This is a genomic window from Pseudomonas quebecensis, assembly GCF_026410085.1.
GTDB lineage: Bacteria > Pseudomonadota > Gammaproteobacteria > Pseudomonadales > Pseudomonadaceae > Aquipseudomonas > Aquipseudomonas quebecensis.
This window is the reverse complement of the sequence record NZ_CP112866.1, coordinates 3,213,209-3,235,296: the sequence shown is the minus strand read 5'-3', so window position 1 is coordinate 3,235,296 and position 22,088 is coordinate 3,213,209. Positions and strand designations below refer to the sequence as shown.

The 22,088-nt window shown below is 62.1% G+C and carries 20 protein-coding genes and 2 pseudogenes; 12 read left to right on the top strand and 10 right to left on the bottom strand.

Annotated features, from left to right (window positions below; translation table 11 throughout):
• Nucleotides 1-81 precede the first annotated feature (81 nt).
• The 3 genes from codB to OSC50_RS14980 form a co-directional block, all read right to left on the bottom strand.
• Entirely contained in the window at nt 82-1,350 is a 1,269-nt protein-coding gene (gene codB, locus OSC50_RS14990) for a cytosine permease (RefSeq protein ID WP_253506390.1), read from the bottom strand.
• A gap of 214 nt (nt 1,351-1,564) precedes the next feature.
• Entirely contained in the window at nt 1,565-1,921 is a 357-nt protein-coding gene (gene queD, locus OSC50_RS14985; protein WP_017736453.1) for a 6-carboxytetrahydropterin synthase QueD, read from the bottom strand.
• Between the two features lie 76 nt (nt 1,922-1,997).
• Complete coding sequence (locus OSC50_RS14980; protein WP_266248759.1) at nt 1,998-3,077, bottom strand: patatin-like phospholipase family protein; 1,080 nt, start codon at nt 3,075-3,077, stop codon at nt 1,998-2,000.
• Nucleotides 3,078-3,270: 193 nt separating this feature from the next.
• Here OSC50_RS14980 and OSC50_RS14975 point away from each other — a divergent pair, with 193 nt between their 5' ends.
• The 4 genes from OSC50_RS14975 to OSC50_RS14960 are packed head-to-tail and all read left to right on the top strand — an operon-like array spanning nt 3,271 to nt 5,868.
• Nucleotides 3,271-3,573 (top strand): PepSY domain-containing protein, encoded by a 303-nt coding sequence (locus tag OSC50_RS14975; protein WP_253506397.1) that lies wholly within the window; start codon nt 3,271-3,273, stop codon nt 3,571-3,573.
• A complete protein-coding gene (locus OSC50_RS14970; RefSeq protein ID WP_181081380.1) occupies nt 3,573-3,884 on the top strand; it encodes a PepSY domain-containing protein in 312 nt (103 codons plus the stop codon). Before OSC50_RS14975 ends, OSC50_RS14970 begins: the two co-directional genes overlap by 1 nt.
• Nucleotides 3,884-4,552 (top strand): response regulator transcription factor, encoded by a 669-nt coding sequence (locus tag OSC50_RS14965; protein ID WP_181081381.1) that lies wholly within the window; start codon nt 3,884-3,886, stop codon nt 4,550-4,552. The genes OSC50_RS14970 and OSC50_RS14965 overlap by 1 nt, the downstream gene beginning before the upstream one ends.
• A complete protein-coding gene (locus tag OSC50_RS14960) occupies nt 4,549-5,868 on the top strand; it encodes a sensor histidine kinase (protein WP_266248761.1) in 1,320 nt (439 codons plus the stop codon). The genes OSC50_RS14965 and OSC50_RS14960 overlap by 4 nt, the downstream gene beginning before the upstream one ends.
• Before the next feature lie 44 nt (nt 5,869-5,912).
• Here the strand turns inward: OSC50_RS14960 and OSC50_RS26240 are convergent.
• A pseudogene (locus OSC50_RS26240) lies at nt 5,913-6,497 on the bottom strand (methyl-accepting chemotaxis protein); the annotation flags it as partial.
• A 273-nt stretch (nt 6,498-6,770) separates the two neighbouring features.
• Nucleotides 6,771-7,841: pseudogene (locus tag OSC50_RS26235) on the bottom strand (PDC sensor domain-containing protein); the annotation flags it as partial.
• Nucleotides 7,842-8,312: 471 nt separating this feature from the next.
• Between OSC50_RS26235 and OSC50_RS14950 the strand changes: the two are divergent.
• Together OSC50_RS14950 and ctpM are read left to right on the top strand one after the other, a co-directional pair.
• Nucleotides 8,313-9,632: a Na+/H+ antiporter family protein gene (locus OSC50_RS14950; protein ID WP_181081413.1), complete on the top strand. Its 1,320-nt coding sequence runs from the start codon at nt 8,313-8,315 to the stop codon at nt 9,630-9,632.
• A gap of 92 nt (nt 9,633-9,724) precedes the next feature.
• Nucleotides 9,725-11,404: a methyl-accepting chemotaxis protein CtpM gene (ctpM, locus tag OSC50_RS26350; RefSeq protein WP_181081384.1), complete on the top strand. Its 1,680-nt coding sequence runs from the start codon at nt 9,725-9,727 to the stop codon at nt 11,402-11,404.
• On the opposite strand, the gene trhP is transcribed toward ctpM, so the two are convergent.
• Nucleotides 11,405-12,724, bottom strand: a complete 1,320-nt coding sequence (gene trhP / locus OSC50_RS14940; RefSeq protein WP_266248766.1) for a prephenate-dependent tRNA uridine(34) hydroxylase TrhP — start codon at nt 12,722-12,724, stop codon at nt 11,405-11,407.
• Between the two features lie 213 nt (nt 12,725-12,937).
• Here trhP and OSC50_RS14935 point away from each other — a divergent pair, with 213 nt between their 5' ends.
• From OSC50_RS14935 to OSC50_RS14925, 3 genes are all read left to right on the top strand, one after another.
• A complete protein-coding gene (locus tag OSC50_RS14935; protein WP_266248768.1) occupies nt 12,938-13,204 on the top strand; it encodes a DUF2790 domain-containing protein in 267 nt (88 codons plus the stop codon).
• Nucleotides 13,205-13,234: 30 nt separating this feature from the next.
• Nucleotides 13,235-14,452: a cytochrome c biogenesis protein DipZ gene (locus OSC50_RS14930; protein WP_266248770.1), complete on the top strand. Its 1,218-nt coding sequence runs from the start codon at nt 13,235-13,237 to the stop codon at nt 14,450-14,452.
• Nucleotides 14,453-14,559: 107 nt separating this feature from the next.
• Nucleotides 14,560-15,627 (top strand): AI-2E family transporter, encoded by a 1,068-nt coding sequence (locus OSC50_RS14925; protein WP_181081388.1) that lies wholly within the window; start codon nt 14,560-14,562, stop codon nt 15,625-15,627.
• A 10-nt stretch (nt 15,628-15,637) separates the two neighbouring features.
• Here the strand turns inward: OSC50_RS14925 and OSC50_RS14920 are convergent, their stop codons facing one another.
• The 3 genes from OSC50_RS14920 to OSC50_RS14910 form a co-directional block, all read right to left on the bottom strand.
• The gene (locus tag OSC50_RS14920; protein ID WP_181081389.1) at nt 15,638-15,817 is read right to left on the bottom strand and encodes a hypothetical protein; all 180 of its coding nucleotides are present in this window, start codon (nt 15,815-15,817) and stop codon (nt 15,638-15,640) included.
• A 91-nt stretch (nt 15,818-15,908) separates the two neighbouring features.
• A complete protein-coding gene (locus OSC50_RS14915) occupies nt 15,909-16,103 on the bottom strand; it encodes a hypothetical protein (protein WP_003173044.1) in 195 nt (64 codons plus the stop codon).
• A gap of 232 nt (nt 16,104-16,335) precedes the next feature.
• Entirely contained in the window at nt 16,336-16,692 is a 357-nt protein-coding gene (locus tag OSC50_RS14910) for a hypothetical protein (RefSeq protein ID WP_181081390.1), read from the bottom strand.
• 156 nt (nt 16,693-16,848) lie between these two features.
• Here OSC50_RS14910 and OSC50_RS14905 point away from each other — a divergent pair, with 156 nt between their 5' ends.
• Complete coding sequence (locus OSC50_RS14905) at nt 16,849-17,667, top strand: shikimate 5-dehydrogenase (protein WP_181081391.1); 819 nt, start codon at nt 16,849-16,851, stop codon at nt 17,665-17,667.
• 75 nt (nt 17,668-17,742) lie between these two features.
• Here OSC50_RS14905 and OSC50_RS14900 read toward each other — a convergent pair whose 3' ends face one another.
• Nucleotides 17,743-18,393 (bottom strand): YceH family protein, encoded by a 651-nt coding sequence (locus OSC50_RS14900; RefSeq protein ID WP_181081392.1) that lies wholly within the window; start codon nt 18,391-18,393, stop codon nt 17,743-17,745.
• A gap of 117 nt (nt 18,394-18,510) precedes the next feature.
• Between OSC50_RS14900 and OSC50_RS14895 the strand changes: the two genes are divergently transcribed.
• Nucleotides 18,511-19,020 (top strand): DUF1993 domain-containing protein, encoded by a 510-nt coding sequence (locus OSC50_RS14895; RefSeq protein WP_181081393.1) that lies wholly within the window; start codon nt 18,511-18,513, stop codon nt 19,018-19,020.
• A gap of 202 nt (nt 19,021-19,222) precedes the next feature.
• Nucleotides 19,223-22,015, top strand: a complete 2,793-nt coding sequence (locus OSC50_RS14890) for a hypothetical protein (RefSeq protein WP_266248775.1) — start codon at nt 19,223-19,225, stop codon at nt 22,013-22,015.
• The last annotated feature ends 73 nt before the right edge of the window (nt 22,016-22,088 follow it).

Here is a 22,088-nt window from a genome sequence, read left to right as displayed (position 1 = left end):
GGTCCGCGTCAGGCCGCGAGGCTCTGGCGCGGTGTCGCAGCGGGTTCTGCCGGTGAGGTTAGCATTCCTGTGAAAGCAGGTTCATGCCTGGGCGTCAGCCAGCGGCGCACGCACACGCAGGAGGGCGATCAATAGGATGTAGGTCAGCGATGCCGCACCAATTCCCACCAGCGGCGCGACCCACGGCGAATTGAACGCCAGCACGGTGCCCACCCCATAGGCCAGCAGCCCCGGCCAGTTGAACGCGGGCAGGCATGCATCCGCCAGGCGCGGGTAATGACCGCGGTAGCGGTAGAAGAAGTCCGCCATGATCACGCCGCCTATCGGTGGGATTACCGTGCCCAGAAGAATCAGGTACGGCACCAGCATGTCGTACATGCCCAGCAATGCCAGCAGGGTGCCGATCACCGCGCCGGCCAGGGTCACGGTCTTGCGGCGTCTGGTGCGCAGGAGGTTGCAGCCGGCCACGGCGAAGTTGTAGATGGTATTGTCCTGAGTGCTCCAGATATTGAGCAGCAGCATAGCCATTGCGGCCATGGCAAAGCCCTGCAGCAGCAACACTTCCACAACATCGGGCTGTTGATAGACGATCGCGCCATACGCCCCGATCAGCACCATCAGCCCATTGCCGATAAAGAAGCCGATCAGGCTGGCCAGCACCGCGACCTTGGCCGAGCGGGAAAACCGCGTCCAATTGGTGGCCTGGGTCGCGCCGCTGACAAAGGTGCCGAACACCAGGGTAATCGCCGTGGAAAGGTCCAGTTGGCCGGTCGGCTTCACGGCCAGCAGGCCATCCAACCCACCGATTTTCACCGTAGCCACCCACATCGACAGCACCAGCAGGATGCCCATGGCCGGCACCGCGATGTAGGACAGAATCTCCAGCCCGCGATAGCCCACGTAGGCCGTGGCGCAGAACACCAGCCCGAACAGCACCATCAACCCCAGCACGCTGCCCTGGCTCAGTTCGAAATATTTACCGAGCACCACGGCGGCGGTGGCGGTGCCCCAGGCGTACCAGCCGATCTGGGTAAACCCGAGGATCAGGTCGCTGAGCTTGCTGCCCACCTCGCCAAAGCAGAAGCGTCCCATCAACACCGAGTTCAAGCCGCTTTTAAAGGCGATATAGCCCAGGCCTGCGGCGTAAATACCCAACAGCAGGTTACCCAAGGCCACGACGCCGAGCATCCCGGTGAAGCTGAACGCCACCCCCAGTTTGCCGCCGGCAAACATGGTCGCGGTAAAAAAGGTAAAGCCCAGCAGCACCATGGCGGTGGACGCCAAGCCTTTACGTGCATGCATCGGGACTTCGCTCAAGGGGTAATCGTTGCCCGGTTCGTGCTGCGTCATGTGACTTGCTCCCTGAATGAGTGACGCAGGCCTGCTGCACCACGCGTGCCAAACGGGCAGCAGTGCGTAAATCGAGGCAGGAACGGAGCAAAACAGGCGGTTCGCGATGCCCTTGAGGGACGAAAGCGGTGCAGCAGTGACACAAAATAGATCAGCCGGACGGCCCTGTGACGAGGGAGCGGGTGTCCTCGCCACAGTGTGTGTTTACTGGCGGTTATTCACCGCGATAGATGCAGCCGCTGGTGCAGGTTTCGTGGATACGAATCGCGCTCAGCTCCGGCAGCAGCGGTTTGAGTTCAGTCCAGATCCATTTGGCCAGCACTTCGCTGGTGGGGTTTTCCAGGCCGGGAATGTCGTTGAGGTAATTGTGGTCGAGGCGTTCGTAGAGCGGCTTGAAAATCGCCTTGATCTCCGAGAAATCGCGAATCCAGCCGGTGTGGGGATCCAGGTCGCCGCTCAGGTGGATCGCCACCTTGAATGAATGCCCGTGCAGGCGCCCGCATTTATGGCCGTCCGGTACGTGCGGCAGGCGGTGGGCGGATTCGAATGTAAATTCCTTAAAGATTTCCACGGTATTTTCAGCTCGGTCAGGTATCTGGCAGCCGGCGAGTTTAACAGCTTGCTCCCTCGCCGCGCATACCGCTCGGTCAAAGCGCCTGCAGGCGCTCGCCTAGCCCACCGTTATCGGCCAATTGCAGAAACTCATCCCCCAGCCGCCGGCTCTCGCTCATTGCGGCCTGCCAGTACTTGTTGCGACTCGGATCGTCGCCCATGAAACGCTTGAAGTCGCTGCGATCCGGCAGTTTGCCGTGGGGCAGGCGCGCCAGATACTCCCTGGAGGGCGCGAGCAGCAACACATCCTGCAAGCCTTGCGGATTGCTGCGCCGCCAGGGCAGACCTTTGTCGAACCAGCCGGGGATGACCCGATCGGTGAAGTGCGGGTACAGCACGATGTCGTCGCCGTGGTAGGGCAGGTCGAGGTGGTAGTCCAGCAGGCCGCCGTCGCGGTAGGTACCCTGGCCGGCGCCGGGCAGGTCGCGCACGCCTTGCATCACCATCGGGATCGAGCCGGATGCCAGCAATGCCTGGCGCAGGTTGCCCACGTCCAGGTCGAGAAAGCGCGACGTAAAGTCCTTGAGCGGATGCACCGGCGGCGGCTGGCGCGGGTCGTGGACGATCAGGCGTTCGAAGTGCCGCGCCAGCCGCGCGCGGCCGCGCAGGTTGTCGGCAATCACCGACGAAAGGCCCAATCCCAGGCGCCCGCGATGGTCATCGGCGAGCAGCCCATGGGTCTTGACCACCATGATGTTGAGCCGGTAATCGGGGTTGTCCAGCACCCGCGCATCGCGCCCGGCCAGTAGATCGTCGAGCATGCGCACGCAGCTCTGGCTCACCTGGGCCATGGTCACGCCCTTGGCGAAACGTTGCTCGTTGTACAGGCGGCCGAGGTCCAGCAGACCTTGCACCGGGTCCGGCAGGCAGGCGCTGGCGAAGCGCCAGGAACCAATCGACGCACCGATCAGCGCGCGTTGCCGTGGTGCGCGGGGCAGCCAGTCGCCGAACAGCGCCAGGTCAAGGCCCTGGATGCCCAAGGCCTTGGGCCCGCCGGCCGCGCCTGGGAGTATGCCGACATCCGCAGGTGCAAGGCCCCGCTCACGAATGCGCGACAGGGCGCGTTTGCCGGCCTTGAGGGTCAGCGCGGGGAATTTGATATGGATGGCTGTCATACCGATCTCTGGTCAAGCAAGGTGTAGGCGCACATGCGCTCGCGAAAAGTGTTAACCATACCGCGTGAATCCTGAATAAACACCGTTGTTTGTGGCGCCGGCTCGGAATTGCCATGGTGGCAATTCAGTTTCAATTAAGTTGCGACGGCTACCGTGACCGACGTAGGAAAACATCGTGTTACGGAGACTCATCATGAAGAGCCTCACAGCTTTATTCGCCGTCGGTATGATCGCCTGCATGGCGAACCAGGCCGGCGCCGTGGATCCCGACAAACCACTGACTGTGCCCGCCACTGTTACAATCGTCGCTTTTGATCAACTGGAAGCCGCGGCGCTGGCCCTGCACCCCGGTTCGACGTTGCTGGACACCGACCTGGACGAGGAATACGGCAAATACCTGTATCAAGTCGAACTGGAAGATGCCCACGGCGTTGAATGGGACATTGAATTGGACGCGCTCACCGGGCAGGTTCTCAAGAATCATCAGGATACGTAATGAAGGTAAATTTACGCGCCGGCGGCCGATGGGCGCTGGTGCTCATGGTGTTCTGCTCAGGCCTGGCGGCGCGCGACCTCAACCAGGATGAAGCCCTGGCGCTGCGCCAGCAGGGGGTGATCCTGCCGCTGGAGCAATTGCTGCAGCAGGCCATGGCGCGACATCCCGGCTCGCGTCTGCTGGAAGCCGAGCTTGAAAAGAAACACGGGCAATATGCTTATGAAGTGGAGCTGGTAACCACCGATGGCGTCGTGCGCGAAATCAAGCTGGACGCTACCAGCGGCGTGCTGATCAAAGACGAGGAAGACTGATGCGCCTGCTCCTGGTGGAAGACAACGTACCCCTGGCCGACGAACTGCTGGCCGGCCTGCAGCGGCAGGGCTATGCCGTCGATTGGCTGGCCGACGGGCGCGACGCCGTGTATCAGGGCCGCAGCGAACCTTACGACCTGATCATTCTCGACCTTGGCCTGCCGGGCCTGCCGGGGCTCGAGGTGCTGGCGCAATGGCGCGCGGCGGCACTGGCCACCCCGGTGCTGGTGCTGACCGCCCGTGATTCCTGGGCCGAGCGTATCGAAGGGCTCAAGGCCGGTGCCGACGATTACCTGAGCAAACCCTTTCACCCCGAAGAGTTGCACCTGCGCATTCAGGCGTTGCTGCGCCGTTCCCACGGCCAGGCCAACCAACCCACCCTGCACGCCGCCGGCCTGCACCTGGACGAAGGGCGCCAGTGCGTACTGCGCGACGGCGACGAAATCCAGCTGACTGCCGCCGAGTTCCGCCTGCTGCGTTATTTCATGTTGCACCCTGAGCAAATCCTGTCCAAAAGCCATCTGGCCGAGCATCTGTATGACGGCGAAACCGAGCGCGACTCCAACGTACTGGAAGTGCACGTCAATCACCTGCGTCGCAAGTTGGGCCGCAGCGTGATCGAAACCCGACGGGGCCAGGGCTATCGGTTTGGCGCCGGCGCGGCATGAAGTCGATTCAACGACGCCTGAGCCTGGGGCTGGTCAGCGTAATGGTGATCGTCGGGGTAGTGCTGGCGCAAACCAGCCTGTGGTTGTTCGAAGCCGGGCTGCAACGTTACCTGGAGGCGGGCTTGCGCAATGACGCTGAGAACCTGCTGGTGGCGTTGGTGCGTGGGCCCAATGGCGTACAACTGGACGAACACCGTCTGTCGCCGGCCTATCAGCGGCCATTTTCCGGGCATTATTTCCGTATCGATTTCGCCGACACCCATTGGCGCTCCCGCTCCTTGTGGGATCAGGAACTGCCGCGCCTGTCCGAGGCCGGTCTGAAAGGCAATCTGCAACTGGGGCCTGAAGGCCAGCAATTGCTGGTCCTGCGCTCGGACTACAAGCGCTTCGGTCATTCGATCTCTATCAGTGTGGCGCAGGACTACACACCCGTGCGCGAAAGCTTTCGCATGATGCGTCGGATCGGTCTGGTGCTGGGGCTGGCGGCGTTACTGCTGGTGCTGGCGCTGCAGCGCATCACCGTGCGCCGCGCCCTGCGCCCGCTGGAAACCGCGCGCAACCAGATCGCCCAATTGCAGCAGGGCCAACGCTCGCAGCTCGACACCCAGGTGCCGCTCGAACTGGAACCGCTGGTGGCGCAGATCAACCACCTGCTGGCCCACACCGAAGACAGCCTCAAACGCTCGCGCAATGCCCTGGGCAATCTCGGCCACGCCTTGAAAACCCCGTTGGCGGTGTTGCTGAGCGCGGCGTCCAGCGAGGCGCTCAAGGACCGCCCCGAGCTGAGCCAACTGCTGCGCGACCAGTTGGAGCACGTGCAACAACGCCTCAACCGTGAACTCAACCGCGCGCGCCTGGCCGGTGAAACCCTGCCGGGCGCCTTGTTCGATTGTGAACAGGAACTGCCGGGTCTGCTCGCCACCCTCAATATGATCCATGGCGAGCACCTGGACCTCAGCTACCGCACACCTCCCGGTCTGCATTTGCCATGGGATCGCGAAGACCTGCTGGAATTGCTCGGCAACCTGCTGGACAACGCCTGCAAATGGGCGGATGCCGAGGTGCGCCTGACCATCAGCGAAACGCATACACACTACCTGCTGGCGGTGGAGGACGACGGCCCCGGCATTCCCGAAGCCCAGCGCAACCAGGTATTGAGCCGTGGCGCGCGTCTGGATGAACAGGTCGACGGTCACGGCCTGGGATTGGGTATCGTGCGCGATATCGTCGAGGTGTGGGGCGGCGTGTTGCAGCTGCAGCAGAGCGAGTGGGGCGGTTTGAAGGCGCTGATCGAATTACCCAAACGCCATGCGTGACGCATGGCGATCGGGAGTACGCCTCGTTGAAAGGTCTTCAACCTTCACACCCGGAACTGATCCATCAACCCCTGCTGCTGATTGGCCAGACTATTCAACGCCTGGCTCACCCGCGCCGATTCATTGGCCTGCTCCGACAGCGACTCGGTCACATCGCGAATGGTCGCCACGTTGTTGTTGATCTCCTCGGCCACCGCGCTTTGCTCTTCGGCGGCACTGGCGATCTGCAGGTTCATGTCGCTGATCACGGTGACCGCGTCGCCGATCTGGCGCAGCGCGGTAACGGCCTGGCCGACCTGTTCGACACTGCCCTGGGCCTGGCGATAGCTGTTGCCCATGGCGCCCACTACGTCGGTGGTGCCGCTCTGCAGGTGTTCGATCACCAGGCGGGTTTCTTCCACCGATTCCTGGGTGCGTTGCGCCAGGTTGCGCACTTCGTCGGCTACCACGGCAAAGCCACGGCCGGCCTCACCGGCACGGGCGGCTTCAATCGCAGCGTTAAGCGCCAGCAGGTTGGTCTGCTCGGCGATGCCGCGGATCACCTCCAGCACCGAACCGATTTTTTCGCTGTTGGCTGAAAGGCCTTCGACCCGCGTCATGGCCGTGCTCATGTCCGCCGCCAATTGGTCGATATTGGCGGTGGTGCGGTCGATCACGGTGAGGCCGGCGCGGGTGGCCCGGTCGGCATCGCGCGCGGCCTGGGCCGCCTGTGCCGCGCTGCGGGCCACGTCCTGGGCGGTGGCGCTCATTTCATGGGAGGCGGTGGCCACCTGGTCGACCTGGCGATACTGCTGCTCCATGCCGGCGCTGGTCTGGGTGGCGATCGCGGCGGATTGGTCGGCGGTGCCACGGGCGTCCTGCACCGAGCGTTTGACCTCGGCGATGATCGGCTGCAGTTTGTCGAGGAAGCGGTTGAACCAGCCGGCCAGTTGGCCCAGTTCATCGCGTTTGTCATAGGCCAGGCGCCGCGTCAGGTCGCCTTCGCCGCTGGCGATGTCTTCGAGCATGCGCGCAACGTCCAGGATCGGCCGGGTCACGCTGCGGGCCATCAACCACACCAGGATCAGGCCGATCACCGCCGCGAGCAGGCCCAGGCTCAGTTCCAGCAGGGTGCCACGGGTGTTGTGCGCGTCCATCTGCGCCTTGAGGATTTCGGCGGGGCCTACCAGGACTTTTTCCGGTACTTCAAGCAACACCCCCCACGGTTTGCCGCCGGGGATCGGCGCGAACGGCGCCAGTACCTTCAGCTGATGCTCGGTGCGCAGGCTGCTGATGCCCGTGCTGCCGGCCAGCGCACCGATCAGCTGCGCGCCGCTATTGCGGTCGACCTGGTCCAGGCGCTGGCTGAGTTTGCCGGCGTCCGCGCTGTGGCCGGCGAGCAAGCCGGTGGGGCTGAGGATGCTGACCTGGGTCTGGCCGTCGTACAGCTTGTGGCTGGCCTGCTGGCTCACGGCCTGCAGACTGTTGAGGTTGATGTCCACCGACAGCGACGCGATGACCTTACCGTTGACCATCAGCGGGAACACGATGCTGGTCATCAGCACGTTCTGCCCGTTGATCACATAAAAATAGGGTTCGATCACGCACGGCTTGAGGGTGGTGCGCGGGCAGGTGAACCAGGCGTTGGCCTTTTCACCGCTGGGGCCGACGGCGGTGTCGGTCATGTCGCTTTCCGGCAGCGCCATCGAGGTCAACTGGCCGGGCGTCGGCTGCGACCAGTACAGGGCAAAGCGGCCCTTGTCGTTGCTGCCCAGCTCGGCTTGGCTCGCGAACAGTTCATCCTTGCCGTCCAGCGCATTGGCTTCGAATACCAGCGAAAGGCCCAGCAGGTCCGGGTTGGCCTGCAACGCGGCCTTGACCTGGCGGGTCAGGTCTTCGCGGGTGTCGAAGGCGTCCAGAAAGCGTTTTTCGGCCTGTTCGCGCAAGAACAGTACCTGGCGGGCAAAGCCATGACCATATTGGTAGGCGTCCATGAACTGCCGGCGAATCCCCAGCGCCTGCACCTCACCCTGGGCTTCGATACGCGCCTGGGCGGCTTCGTCGAGCATTTGCATGCTGGACGCTTTGACCTGCTCGGAATTCTGCGCCATGCGGTACAGCGACAACCCCACCAGCAGGCTCACGATTCCCAGCAGGCAGAGGCCGGCGAGCAGGGTGATTTTCCATTGAATGGAGAGTTGTCTAAGCGACATCGGACATCCTTACCTGAAAACACGAAGAGCCTGTTTATCGGCGGCTCTGACGGTTTCTTTATTCAAACGATCAATTTAAATCTGCCGGAAGCGCCCGTGCCTTCGCATCGGTTTTTGACATGCGGCCCCGCCTGCTGCAAAGTGCCCGCCCTCTAATAAGACCTCCTTGAAGCCTGCATGCCGGCCGCCCTTCCAATGGGCCGCCGGGGCGCGGGCATGCCTGTTTTTCTGTTTCTGCTTGAGGTAACCATGATTAACGCAGTCATCGCCGCGGTCGGCACCATGCTGGTGCTCAGCCTGTCCCGCGTGCATGTGGTCATCGCCATCATCGTCGGCGCGGTGGTGGGCGGTCTCACCGGCGGCCTGGGCATCGAGGCCACCCTCAGCGCTTTCAACGGCGGCTTGGGCGGCGGCGCGACGGTGGCGTTGTCCTACGCCCTGCTCGGTGCGTTCGCGGTGGCAATCGCCAAGTCCGGCCTGGCCCATGCTCTGGCGGACAAGGCGCTGCTGCTGGTGGACCGTCAGGAGGCCACTGGCGGCAGTCACGTCAAATGGTTGCTGATCGGCCTGCTGTGGGTGGTGGCGATTGCGTCGCAGAACATCCTGCCGATCCACATTGCGTTTATCCCGCTGCTGGTGCCGCCACTGTTGTACGTATTGACCAAGCTGCAGCTGGACCGCCGCTTGATCGCCTGTGTGATGACCTTCGGTCTGATCACGCCGTACATGTTCCTGCCGGTGGGCTTCGGCAATATCTTCCTCAACCAGATCCTGCTGGCCAACGTAGCCAAGAGCGGGGTGGATATCAGCCAGGTCAACGTGACCCACGCCATGAGCCTGCCGGCGCTGGGCATGGTGGTCGGCCTGCTGGTCGCGGTATTTATCAGCTACCGCAAAAAACGCGTGTACGACCTGGAAAAAATCGAGCGGGTCGAGCAGGTGGCGGTGCAGTACAACCCGCTGACCCTGCTGGTGGCCGGTGTGGCGATTGCCTCGGCGTTTATCATTCAGTTGTGGCTGGACTCGATGATCATCGGCGCACTGGCCGGGTTCCTGATTTTCTCGGCTTCGGGCATCGTGCGCTGGCGCGAGACCGACGACCTGTTCACCGAAGGCATGAAGATGATGGCCATGATCGGCTTCATCATGATCGCCGCCTCAGGGTTCGCCGAAGTGCTCAAGGCCACCGGCGATGTGCGTTCGCTGGTGGAAACGTCGGCTGCGTTCATCGGCCACAGCCGTGGGGTCGGTGCGCTGTTGATGTTGCTGGTGGGGCTGCTGGTGACCATGGGCATCGGCTCGTCGTTTTCCACGGTGCCGATCCTGGCCGCCATCTTCGTGCCGCTGTGCGTGCAACTGGGCTTCAGCCCAATGGCCATCGTGTGCATCGTCGGCACGGCGGGGGCGTTGGGGGATGCCGGTTCGCCCGCGTCGGATTCCACCCTCGGCCCGACCTCCGGCCTGAATATCGACGGCCAGCACCACCACATCTGGGACACCGTGGTTCCCACGTTCCTGCACTACAACATCCCGTTGCTGGCGTTTGGCTGGCTGGCGGCGATGACTCTTTGACCCTGTCACTGTAGGAACGGGCGCGCTCGCTCCTACAGATAGTTTTCCATCGGCCGATACGCTCTCAAGTCGCCCAATAAGAGAGAAAAGCCATGCGTCTGAGCCTGAAGGCCAAAGTCCTGTCCCTTGCCGTCGTGCCGGTGTTGCTGTTCGCGGTGGTCATCAGCCTCACCACGGTGTGGATCCTCCAGGGCCAGGCGCGCAGTGAGGTGGATGAAACCCGCCAGCGCCTGCTCAATAACGCCAAAGCCACTCTGCAAAGTTATGTGGAAGTGGCCATGAGTACCATCAAGCCGCTCTACGATGCCGCCGCGCCCGGCGATACGGCGGCGCGGGCCGAGGTGGTCAAGCTGCTGTCCAACACCAGCTATGGCAAGGACGGTTATTTCTTCGGCTACGACTCCGAAACCATCCGCCTGTTCAAAGGCAACAGCCCCGACGGCGTGGGCAAGAGCTTCAAGGACAACCGCGACCCCAACGGCGTCTATGTCAATCGCGACCTGGTCAAGGTCGGCAAGGACGGCAGCCATTACCTGCAATACAGCTCGACCCAGCCGGGGCAGACCGAACTGGTGCCCAAGCTCGGCTACACCGAGTACCTGCCCAAGTGGGACATGGTCATCGGCACCTCGGTCAACCTCGACGGCATCGAAGCCCAGGTGGCGGTGGTCGAGGCCAAGGTCGAGAAGCGCATGGAAGGCGTGCTGCTGAGCATCCTCGGCGTGGCGGTGGTGGTGTTGCTGGTGATTGCCGCCGTGGGCATGGTGCTGGCCAATACGATTCTGCGCCCGCTGCATTTGATGAAAGCCAACCTCGACGATATCGCCGCAGGCGAGGGCGACCTGACCCGACGCCTGGCCATCACCAGCCAGGACGAACTGGGCGAGTTGGCCGGCGCGTTCAATCGGTTTGTCGACAAGATCCACGGCCTGGTGCGCCAGATCACTGAAATGACCGCGCAGCTCACCGGTCTGGTCAGTCAGGTGTCCGACCAGGCCCAGCGTTCGGAGCAGGCCATGGAGCGTCAGCGTCACGAGACAGATCAGGTTGCCACCGCCATCAATCAAATGTCGTCCGCCGCCCAGGAAGTGGCGCGCAGTGCTCAGGGCGCCTCGGTGGCCGCGCAGCAGACCGACGCCGAAGGTCAGGCGGCCAAACGCGTGGTAGACGGCAGCATCGTGCAGATCCACGCGTTGGTGAACGATATCCGCAGCAGCGGCGTGTCCCTCGACAGCCTGCAACAGGACGTGACGTCGATTGTCAGCGTGTTGAGCGTCATCCGCTCGATCGCCGAGCAGACCAACCTGCTGGCCCTCAACGCTGCCATCGAAGCCGCGCGGGCCGGGGAGGCCGGCCGTGGTTTCGCGGTGGTAGCCGACGAAGTGCGCGCCCTGGCCAGCCGCACCCAGACCAGCACCCAGGAAATCCAGGGCATGATCGACCGCCTGCAAACCGGCACCGAGGCGGCCGTGCAAGCCATGCGCCGCTCCAGCGACGCCGGCGACGGCACCTCGGCCCAGGCCAACCAGGCCGGCGCATCGCTGGATACCATGGCCCAGTTGATCGCCACCATCAATTCAATGAACGCCCAGATCGCCAGCGCCGCCGAAGAACAGACCGCCGTGGCCGAAGAGATCAACCGCAGCGTGCATCAGATTGCCTCGGCGGTGGACAGCGTGGCCGATGAAACCCAACGGGGCGCCCAGACTTCGCGCAGTCTGGCGGAGCTGGGCCAACGCCTGGGGCAACTGGTCGGCCAGTTCAGGATCTGATCAGACGTCGCGCATCAACAAGCCAAAGCGCAGGTCCATCTCAACGGGCAGCGGTAGATACACCGTATGCCCGTCCCCCGGCGCCACGTCGATGGCTTCGTCCTTGGCGTTGCGCAGGCCGGCCAGATCGAAGTGAAAATTGCCGGTGGGCGTCATCAATTCCAGGTGATTGCCCACGGCGAAGCGGTTCTTCACCTTGACCTCGGCCAATTCGCCCCGGCGCTCGCCGCTCAGCTCACCGACAAACTGCTGGCGCTCGGAGACCGAGCTGCCGTTCTGGTAGTTCTGGTATTCGTCGTGGACGTGGCGGCGCAGGAAACCTTCGGTGTAGCCGCGCTGGGCCAGGGACTCGAGGTCCGTCATCAGGTTGCGGTCGAACGCGCGACCGGCCACCGCATCGTCGATGGCGCGGCGATACACCTGGGTGGTGCGCGCGCAGTAGAAGTGCGACTTGGTGCGGCCTTCGATCTTCAGCGAGTGCACGCCCATATGGGCCAGGCGCTCCACGTGCTGCACGGCGCGCAGGTCCTTGGCGTTCATGATGTAGGTGCCGTGCTCGTCCTCGAAGGCGGGCATCTGTTCGTCGGGGCGGTTGGCTTCCTGCAACAGGAACACCTGATCGGTGGGCGCGCCGATACCCAGGGTCGGTTCCGGCGCGTATTGCTGGACGATCTCGCCGGTGGCGTTTTCCACCGCCGGGGTGGCCTGGTATTTCCAGCGGCAGGCGTTGGTGCAGGTGCCCTGGTTGGCGTCGCGCTTGTTCATATAGCCCGAGAGCAGACAGCGCCCGGAATACGCCATGCACAAGGCGCCGTGTACAAACACTTCCAGCTCCATGGCCGGCACGTGCTCGCGGATTTCGCCGATCTCTTCCAGTGACAATTCCCGCGACAGGATCACCCGGCAGATCCCTTGCTGCTGCCAGAACTCGACACTGGCCCAGTTCACCGTATTGGCCTGCACCGACAGATGAATCGGCATCTGCGGGAAATGCCGGCGCACCAGCATGATCAGTCCCGGATCGGACATGATCAGCGCATCCGGGCCCATGGCGATCACCGGCGCCAGGTCCTTGAGGAAGGTCTTGAGCTTGGCGTTGTGCGGCGCAATGTTCACCACCACATAAAAGCGCTTGCCCTGGGCGTGCGCTTCCTGGATGCCCAGGGCCAGGTTGGCGTGGTCGAACTCGTTATTGCGCACCCGCAGGCTGTAGCGCGGTTGCCCGGCGTACACCGCATCGGCGCCGTAGGCAAAGGCGTAGCGCATGTTTTTCAGGGTGCCGGCGGGGGCGAGCAGTTCGGGGGCGATAACAGTGGGCATGGGTAGGGTCGCAAAAAGGCGCGAGGGTAGTGCAGGGCGGATGAGGGCTTATTGACCCAGGTCATTTTTGTATCGCTGTGTATCTCCAGGCGCTGTGGATACGTACCGAGGGGCGCGCGGCGATTTTCGACACAGGCGCGATACCTGCGGCGCTTTTAATCGGTTCCAACGAGGCACACCGCCTCGCTTCGACCCGAACTGGAGCCTATCGCCATGAACCACAGCAAAGCCCTCTACGCCGCTTGCCTGTTCGCCGCCCTCAACCTCTGCACGCTGTCGGCGCGCGCGCAAGCCAGTGCCAACGAGCAGACCTACACCTACGGCACGCATCTGGACATCCGCAAAGTGCTATCGATCACCGAAGACGCCGGGCCGTCCTGCGGCGTGGTGGGCGCGCGGATGACCTACCTCGACTCACACGGCACCGAACAGGTTCTGAACTACCAGAAAGTGTCCGACACCTGCATCGGCGACAACTGAGTTCGCCACGCGCGACCCGAGGTGAACATCATGCTACTGATCGCATTCCTGGGCGGCGTCCTGACCGTCCTCAGTCCTTGTATCCTGCCGGTGGTGCCGTTTCTGTTCGCCGGTGTCGACCGCACCCGCCGCTCAATCCTGCTGACCCTCGGCGGCATGGCGCTGACCTTTGCGCTGATCGCCAGCCTGGCGGCGGTCAGCAGCGAGTGGGTGGTACGCGCCAACGCCACCGGACGGCAGGTGGCGTTGATCGTGATGGTGCTGTTTGCGCTGTCGTTGATCAGCGCGCGGATCGGTGGCTGGCTGGCGCGCCCGTTCGTGCTGCTGGGTAACCGCATCGCTCCCGACGGCCGCGCGCTGTCGGGGCCGCTCAAGTCACTGCTGATCGGCATCGCCACGGGCCTGTTGTGGGCGCCGTGCGCCGGGCCGATCCTCGGGGTGATCCTCACCGGTGCGATGCTGCAGGGCGCCAATGCGCAGACCAGCCTGTTGCTGCTGGCCTATGGCATGGGCAGCGCTCTGTCCCTGGGCACATTGATCTTCGCCGGGCGCGGCCTGGTGAACCGGCTCAAGGCGTCGATTCCGCTGACCGGTTGGCTGCGTCGGGGCGCCGGGGTGGCGGTATTGGCGGCGGCGGCGGTGATTTCCACTGGTGCCGACCGAACCCTGCTGGCTGGTACCTCGTCCGAGGTCGTCAGCCGCCTGGAGAGCGGGGTGCTGGAAAACGTGCCCAAGGTGGCGGATTACCTGGTCAGCAAGGTCAAGGCAGCGCCGCTGGCCGCGAACGACCAGGGTGCGATGCCGTCGCTGTCCGGTGCCGTTGAATGGCTCAACTCGCCGCCGCTGACCCCGCAGGCGCTCAAAGGCAAAGTGGTGCTGGTGGATTTCTGGACGTATGACTGCATCAACTGCCAGCACACCCTGCCGTATGTCAAAGCATGGGCTGAGAAGTACGCCAAGGATGGATTGGTGGTGATCGGCGTGCACACCCCGGAATACGGGTACGAGCGCATCATCGACAACGTCAAGGCCCAGGTGCACAGATTGGGCATCACCTACCCGGTGGCCATCGACAATAACTACGCGATCTGGCGCAATTTCGACAATCAGTATTGGCCTGCCCATTACCTGATCGATGCCAAGGGGCGCATACGCGGCAGCCACTTCGGCGAAGGTCGCTACGAGGACCAGGAGCGGATGATCCGGGCACTGTTGGACGAGGCCAAGGCAGACGATTCGCACCCGTGAACAGGGCGGTTTACCGGTGTGCGATAAATAAGGGCACTCCCAGGTTTCGCAGCGGACTAAGCAACAGGGCCTACACAGGCCCGTTGCTTTTCTGACATGGACCGGACATGAACCAAACCACCCTGCAATTCAAAACCCTGTTGTTACTGCTGGTCCTGGTGACCGTCGCCTTTATCTGGATATTGCTGCCGTTTTACGGCGCGGTGTTCTGGGCGGTGATCCTCGGCATCATCTTTGCGCCCATGCAGCGCCGCGTGCAGCTCAAGTTTGGCTGGAACCGCAATCTCACGTCCCTGACCACCTTGGCCGCATGCCTGGTCATCGCGATTTTGCCGGTGATTATCACCAGTGCGTTGCTGGTACAGGAGGGCGCCACCCTGTACAAGAACATCGAAAGCGGCAAGCTGGATGTGGCCGGCTACATCGAACAGTTCAAGAACTTCCTGCCGCCGTATTTCCAGCACCTGCTGGATCGCTTTGGCATGGGCAACCTGGAAGGGCTGCGCGAGAAAATCGTCAAGAGCGCGATGCAGGGCAGTCAGTTCTTTGCCACCCAGGCGTTCAGTTTCGGCCAGGGCACGTTTGATTTCCTGGTGAGCTTTTTCATCATGCTGTATCTGCTGTTTTTCTTTTTGCGCGATGGCCCGGAGCTGGTGCGCAAGGTGCGCACGGCGGTGCCGTTGGCCGAACCGCAAAAGCGTCGCCTGCAGCTCAAGTTCAACCGCGTGGTGCGCGCCACGGTCAAGGGCAACGTGCTGGTGGCGGTGACCCAGGGCGCGTTGGGCGGGTTGATTTTCTGGTTTCTGGATATCCCCAGCGCGTTGCTCTGGGCGGTGCTGATGGCGTTCCTGTCTCTGTTGCCGGCGGTGGGCGCGGGCATCGTGTGGGGGCCGGTGGCGGCGTATTTCCTGCTGAGCGGGGCGATCTGGCAGGGCGTAGTGCTGGGCCTGTTCGGCGTATTCGTGATCGGCCTGGTAGACAACGTGCTGCGCCCGATCCTGGTGGGCAAGGACACCAAGATGCCCGACTACCTGATCCTGATCTCGACCCTGGGCGGCTTGTCGGTGTTCGGCCTGAACGGGTTTGTGATCGGGCCGCTGGTGGCGGCGCTGTTCATGTCCAGTTGGGCGCTGTTTGTCGAGAGCAAGCCGCGGGTCAAGTTGCCGTTGCCGTAAACCGGCCGCTTCACGCTTGCAATTGGTAGGTGGTGGCTTGCAACTGGTGTTCGGCGGCTTTCAACGAGGTGAGCGGGCCGGTAATGGGCTCGCCTTCGCGTACCAGGTACCAGCAAGCCAGCACACCCGAGGCGCGCAGAGGGGCGGGGACGGCACTGCCGATGACGGACATGATCTGAACACTGGGCATAAGGACCTCCAATCGTGGTAGGGGTCACCTTACGGGCCATGGCGGCTGAGGAAAAATCAACTGGCTCGATAGTCAACATCGATGCCAGGCGTCAGTCCACCACTTGATCGAGCATGCTCACCACTTCCTGCTCGTTGAGCAGACCCTTGCGCACCAGGTTTTCCGCGAGCAGGGCAAGGAACTTCGCGCTGCGGTGGCCTTCGAGGTGCTTGAGTTCGGTCAGGGCGCTGTACACCTTGCTGGAGGTGCAGAGGCCGGCGGTGCGGTGCGGGTTTTGCGTGGGCATGGTCAATCGTCCTTATTGTTATTGGGTGGACAGGCTCGATAGTGAGAGGGTTGTGTGACGCAAACATGACAGGGCGAGCCCCGTTCGGGCAAGTAGACATTGGTGTCAATCATGTGTGAATACGCGCCCGGCATTGTCCCCATAGCGACCTTGAAGCGATGAAACCGGACGTCGTCGCAAAAAAAAGGCCCCGCGTAACCGCGAGGCCTGATTCAGGCTGGACGATGCATTATTACCAGCCGTGACGGTAGTAGCCATGGGGCGGGCCATAGTAGTAGCCACGCGGTGGGCCGTAATAAACCGGTGCCGGGCGGTAATACACCTGCTGTTGTACATAAACCGGTGGCGGCGGCGCGTAGTAAACCGGCGGCGGTGCGGCGTAGACAGGCTGGGGCTGCACATACACCGGTTGCTGCACATAGACTTCACGGGGTTGGCTGGCAACCACGGAGCCCACCACGGCGGCGCCGACCAACGCACCCAAGGCGGCCGGACCAGCCCATCCACCACCGTGGGCGGAAGCTTGGCCTGCCATAGCGAGTGCACCCACCAGCAGGGCGATCTTGGGGATTGTACGAATCATGGTCATTCCTCGGTTAGCCCCAGCGCTCGTGTCCTGCCTTCGATGGACTCAAGTCATGTCGCGGGGATACTTTTAAGACAACGTATTTCTAAAAAACAGCACGGCCGCTAGGTAAAGGTTGTGTAAGGTCTGTACCGATTTGCTTACTCAAAGGAGTTTTCCATGCAGATGCACCCCAACAAGGACACCCAGCTGTGCATGTCACTGTCGGCGCGCCCCGGTAATTTCGGCTTGCGATTTCATAACCATCTGTACGAACAGTTGGGTCTGAATTTCTACTATAAGGCCTTCAGCAGCCAGGATTTGCCCGGCGCGATCAGCGGCATTCGGGCGCTGGGCATCCGCGGATGCGGTGTGTCCATGCCATTCAAGGAGGCGGCCATTGCCTTGGTGGACGAACTCGACGATTCGGTTCAAGCCATTGATTCGTTGAACACCATCGTCAACACCAACGGCCATCTCAAGGCTTACAACACCGACTATATCGCCGTCGAACAACTGCTGAAAAAGCACGCGGTTCCACAGGATTCGACCTTCGCCCTGCGCGGCAGCGGCGGCATGGCCAAGGCCGTGGCGAGTGCTTTGCGTGACGGTGGCTATGCCAACGGTGTGATCGTGGCACGTAATGAGAGGGCGGGGCGAGCACTGGCCCATCACCTGGGGTATGCCTGGCAGGCAGATATGGCCGACCTTCGCCCGGACATGCTGATCAACGTTACCCCCATCGGCATGACTGGCGGCGCTGAGGCGGATGCGTTGGCGTTTGACGCAGACATTGTCGAGACTGCGCGGACTGTCTTCGATGTGGTGGCGATTCCAGCCGAAACACCCTTGATCGTGCATGCACGAAGCCAAGGCAAACAGGTGATTACCGGGTTGGAGGTGATCGCCATTCAGGCGCTGGAACAGTTCGTGCTCTATACCGGTGTGCGGCCTACCCAGGAACAGTTCGAAAAAGCCGTGGCGTTTGCCCGTCTCTAAAGCTCGATCAGGCGATGAGGGTATTGACCGACTCACCGCCATCAGGAACCACCCCCCGACTCAACTTTTACGGGGTCAAGCCTGTTCCAACTGCGTCAAGCGTTCTTCCAGCGCGGCGATTCGCGCTTCCAGCTCTTCGATACGTTCGGCTGACACCCCGGCGGCGCCACGCTCCACCGGGGTGCCGCGCGCGGAGATAATCGCTTCGATATCCGCCGCGTCACCCAGCGCATGGGTGTAACGGTCTTCCCGCTGCCCCGCCTGGCGCGGCACCAGTACCGCCAGCCCGCGCGCTATGAGACGTTCGAGCTGGTGCACGACCTGTTCGGCGTCCTCGAAATCGTGCATGCGCCCGCTGCGGGTCAGCAACTCACTCACCGTCTGCGGGCCGCGCAGGAACAGCAGCCCGATCAGAATCACCTGGGCCGGCACCAGTTCCAGCGCCTTGTCCACCCGGTGCTCCCAGCGGTCGGCACGGCTGCCCATCACCAGGCGGGTAAAACCCTGGCCTTCCAGCGCACGCAGGCTCTGGCCCACCTGACCCTGGCTGAGGTTCATCACCGGTTCGCGGCTGGTTTTCTGGTTGCAGGCCAGTACCAGGGCGTTAAGGGTCAGCGGGTAGGTTTCCGGGTTGGTCGCCTGTTTCTCGATCAGGCAGCCCAGGACGCGTATTTCCGTGCTGTTCAGGCGCGGCTCGGGGGTATCGGTGTCGTGCTCGGCGGTCATCGCGCGTTCCCTATGCAGTGAAGGCCATTAGCCTATCCCTGAAAAAATAAAAGACAAGCAGCGGGCATGGCTATAATCGCCGCTGGTTGCAACCCTGCCATTACCGATGAGACTGCCATGACTATTTCCCTGTACGCCGCCTCCGTCCCTGTGTTCAAGCAAATGCTCAACGCCCTGAGCGATGTGCTGAACAAGGCCGAAGCCCACGCTGCTGCCAAGAACATCGAGCCCAATGCCTTGCTGCAGGCGCGTCTGTTTCCCGATATGTTCCCACTGGTGCGCCAGGTGCAGATCGCCGTTGACTTCGCCAAGGGCGTTTCCGCGCGCCTGGCCGAGATCGAAGTGCCTAAATATGACGACAGCGAAGTGACCTTCGCCGACCTGCAGGCGCTGATCGCCAAGGTGCTGGCCTTTATCGACACCCTCAAGCCCGAGCAGATCGACGGCAAGGAAGGCATCGAAATCGTCACCCGCCCAGGTACACCTAAAGAGAAGCGCTTCAGCGGCCAGTCCTACCTGCTGACCTACGGCCTGCCGCAGTTCTTCTTCCACGTCACCACCGCGTACGCGTTGCTGCGTCACAACGGTGTGGAAGTGGGCAAGCGCGATTACATGGGCGCCTTCTAAGCCCAAGGGTCAAAAAAAGCAGCCCGGTGCCGTTCCTCGTTGAACGGCACCGGGCTTTTTAATGGGCGGCCGTTGTGAATTCCTGCGTCTTGTCGCTAAAAGTCACACAGGCGTGTGAACCAGAGCTTGCTGCAGCGGCACTCACGAGGCGATGAGGCATATGCCCCGTCCCCCTGTTCCCTTGAGTGCATGAGAGGCCTAGATGATCACAACGCCCAACCCGTCGACTGTTGAATCGCGTTTTTTTCCGTCGGGCATGTCCTCGCCCGTGCTGGACAGTCAGGACGCCTCTTCAGCTTTACCCGCCCCGATCACCCGACCCCGGCGAGAGGCGTCCGACGCCACGACAGCGGTGGGTCAAACCCTATCCCCTGGAGCCGACGAAGCACGCGCTGAACAAGCGAAGAGCGCCGAAAAAACTGCCGCGGGCAATCGACGTGATCTCGATAAGCTATTGAATTCGTTGCAACTATTGTACATAAGGGCGCCTAAGGTCTTGGATGGAGAGGCGGCCAGGCATGCCCACCGCTACCCGGGGTGGCGATCTTACGACCGTGCCGAAGGGTTTATTAACTATCTGGACCGGCAATGGATCCAGCTGGACCCTGATTCGGACTTTCAACTCGATGGTGAGCCAAAGGCCGGGCAGAGGGTAAAGCTTTTAGACTTCATCGACGGCCTTGGCTGGGAACGACCTACCACGATGTTCGAGGTACAGAATATGGCCATGGCCGTGTTTCGCCTGCTTCGGGCATCGCCCCCGCCGCCATTCGGTGACCTGGGGGGTGGGTTGTCCTGGCCGATTCCTCTCGATCAAACCACTCAGCAGGCCATTTACAAGGCTTCTTGCTCAGAAGCCGAGGGTCTGTATAAAACCGGTGGGCTGCCATCGTCGAATAACGCCGCTGTGCAGCTGCTTCAACGCTATCACTGGTCGGATGCCGATCTGAAAGACCCGCGTGCCGCGCTGTTGAAAATGATAAACACACCGGCCGCGCAAGCTGCAGGCGAGCAGATGCGCGCCCGGTTCGACGGGGCAGGCAGTGCTGAGGACTGGCTGCTCACATTGCTTCAGGTGGGCGCCAATGGCCATTCGGTGATGCGCCCAAACGAAAAAAATAAGCTGGCCGGCTACGATCTGTCGCAGCGCGACAACTGGGGCAAACCCCTGTCGTCGGTGGTGAAGGGCCTCACTGACCATCTGGCGCTGACCTACGGCCGAAACGCCCCGGTGGTTGCACACTTGTTGTTGTCGCACCACGCCCCGGAATTGCTGGTCAAGGACGTGCCGGATACGGTGACGTATGGTTCGCCGGCATGGGTCGGCCTCAAGACTATCGTAGCCAAGGCCAATTTCCATACGCCGGGGGCGGCAGCAGGCCAGACTTACAAGCTGTTGGTCGAGAACGACCTCGAACCTGTTTCCAGCGCCGAAAAAGACGTTGAAGCGTTGGCGGGGCGGGAGGGGTTGATCCATTGGGCCGTGGCGGACGGTGCCATCGAAAAACGCGATGACAACAATTATACGGACGAAGAGCTCGAAAAGGCCCGCGCGCGCTCCAGCGAACGCTTCGACACCCTGAAAAAAGCCTCGGACGCGCAGCGCGCTCCCTTTGTGCCCCTCAAGGAAAAGGCGCTCGAGATCCTCAAAGAGCGTTTTTCGGGGACATTCGGTCATGTCGATTTTGAAGCCAAGGTACTGATGCCCACCCAGAATCATCAGGACTTGCGAGGCCCTTATTCAATTCTGGACATTTACATGAGCCCCCAAAAGCACGTCCGCTGGTATTCCACCGACCCGGCCGTGCCCTTTGACGATATGTTCGAAACATTCCGGCGCATTCCCCCGATTAACCAGGATTTTGAAAAAAACATCACCGATTATCAGGACGCCCTTACGAACGCCCTGGGCGTCACCGTCCAGCACTTAATGTCGCTGTTGCCTGCGCAAGATAGAGAGGCCTTGGAGTATGGCGAGCTGAGCGTCTATGCAGAAGAAACCACCACTCGCAGCAGTCAGCACTCGGGAAGGCACCGAGGCCCCGTTACGACGGTCGCGGCGCAACCCGCCGATAGCCGTTCGTTATTGTTCAAGACGAAGTACGGGGCAGCCACGACGGTCTATGAGATTAACCCTCAGCAGGGTTCTATCCGTAAACGGCCCGATTTGTCGGATGACCTGAAACCTGGCCTGCGAGGTGAATGGTCGAGCCCCTCGAGTTCGCGTGTCGGGCTTTCCGTCAAGACAACGCACACCCGCCCTTCGATTCGTGAAGTGGTGGCGGACAGCACCGAGGAACAGCAGAAGCGAAGTGCAAGGGTTAAGGCTCCTGGGGCGCTGCAAACCTTCACGTCTGCAAGGACCCAGTACATTGCCGATACGGTGTTGAACAATATTTTCAAACCGGGGGAGCGCGAGGCGTTCGCCAAGCACGCCAGGGGCATCACCACCTTCGATACCGAAGTCACTGTGTTTGAAGAAATACAGGCGGTGACCCGGACGTTGGTACCTTTTGCATCAGCCATTGATAGGTTTCAAAAGGGCAAGGTGGGCGAGGGGCTTGGGTTCCTGGCGCTTGATGTGTTGGGTTTTGTGGCGGGAGGCGTGTTCGCGGGCGTTAAAATCGCGAAGCTGGGCCCTGGGCTGGCGGGCAGGGCGGGCGGCATCGTGACACGGGCGGTGATCAGCGCTGCCAACCCGTTTGCCGGAGGAAAAGCCATCGTTTCCAGAAGCCTGCCTTGGTGGCAATCGGCATGGGGTAAAGGCACCTCCGCCTGGCGCGCCGTTTCGGCGAATCGTGGCGTGGACCGGGCCCACCGGGATACAACGGAGGGGCTCAGCACCGGCACGTACACCATTCCCGGTGGTAACTCAGCGCGGATCACGGCTCAACTGGATGACGTTACCGGGAAATGGTACGGCTATGATCGAACAACTCGTACGCGGTTTGGGGTACCGCTTGTAGGCTTCAGTCCTGATAGCGCCAGTGCCTGATTCTTTCCAGGCCGACGCCGGACTGCCGCCCTGGGACGGACCTTGAACAGACCGCCCCGGGGATAGTTGATGG